The sequence below is a fragment of the uncultured Lacinutrix sp. genome, from assembly GCF_947500325.1.
Taxonomy (GTDB): domain Bacteria; phylum Bacteroidota; class Bacteroidia; order Flavobacteriales; family Flavobacteriaceae; genus Lacinutrix.
The window spans coordinates 1-1,203 of sequence record NZ_CANMRQ010000062.1; the positions used below are offsets into that span (position 1 = coordinate 1).

The 1,203-nt window shown below is 30.5% G+C and carries 1 protein-coding gene; it reads left to right on the forward strand.

The genetic code is table 11. The features are described from left to right. The first annotated feature begins 91 nt into the window (after positions 1 to 91). Entirely contained in the window at positions 92 to 997 is a 906-nt protein-coding gene (locus tag Q0997_RS20155) for an alpha/beta hydrolase-fold protein (protein ID WP_299892503.1), read from the forward strand. The last annotated feature ends 206 nt before the right edge of the window (positions 998 to 1,203 follow it).

Sequence of the window (1,203 nt, forward strand, 5' to 3'; positions counted from 1 at the left end):
TGCACGTTTGCTATGTCTGAATTTCCTTCGGAAATTCCTCGCACGCAAACCCGCAACTTCTCATATACTAAACCGTTGGCAATAATTAGAAATGACGAACATCAAGCTTAAAATTACGTTAATAGGATTTTTATTTTTATTCTTTAATGTTTTTGGACAAAAAACAGAATTAGGATATAAAACAGAGAATCATAAAGTCTATTCAGAGGATAAAGACGAATATATCCTAAAAATAACTTTTCCGAGGAATTATAGTTCTGACAAAGAATATAAAACACTTTATTATTTAGATGCTTATTGGCTTACAGAAATTACTCTCGGCTCTTTTACTATATTGGATTTATGTAATTATGTGGAAGACGTTGTTTTTGTTGGAATTTCATTAAATGGTTCTGAAAAAGATTGGCATAAACAAAGAGATATGGACTTTACGCCTTCACAATTTAAAAATTTGGGACTTTTAGAAGGTTTAAAAAAATCAAATCCAGATAATAACATTAAAATCACAGTCAAAACTGGAGGAGGAAATCAACTCAATAAAGAAAGTACAGGAGGAGCAAATTTATTTTTAGATTTTTTAGAGAATGAAGTAATTGAATTTGTAGAAAAAGAACATCCTAATCTTAATAAACGAAGAGGTTTACTTGGGCATTCTTTTGGAGGACTTTTTGGATTCTATACTTTACAAAATCGTCCAGAATTGTTCAAAGATTTACTATTAATCTCAGCCTCTTTATCTTGGAATTCATCGGAATTAGTTGATAAAGAAAATTTTTCCAAATTAAAAGGTTCAAACAGCGAAATAAAACTTTATCATAGCTATGGTGGTGAAGAAATCAAAGGTATAAGAACTTCAAATAATGATGTAAGTAAGATTATAACTGAATTGAAACTTGAAAACTTGAATTATAAATTTGACCCAGTTAAAAATACTAACCATCATTCTGTGTTATCAAGAGCAATTTATGATGGACTATTGTATTTATATAAAAAATAACTATTGCCAACACCGTGTATAATTCATTGCTAGTTCTAGCCTACTTGGAAATTCCTTCGGAATTTCCTCTGGTTCGTTTTAGTTTACTAATTTAGTTGCTGAAACACGCAACGAAATCATACACAAACACGTTGTATGCAATAGTCCATTTCGATAGGACAATTTTTTCGGAGGAGTGCGCTGGAATGATGGAGTTATCATTCTGA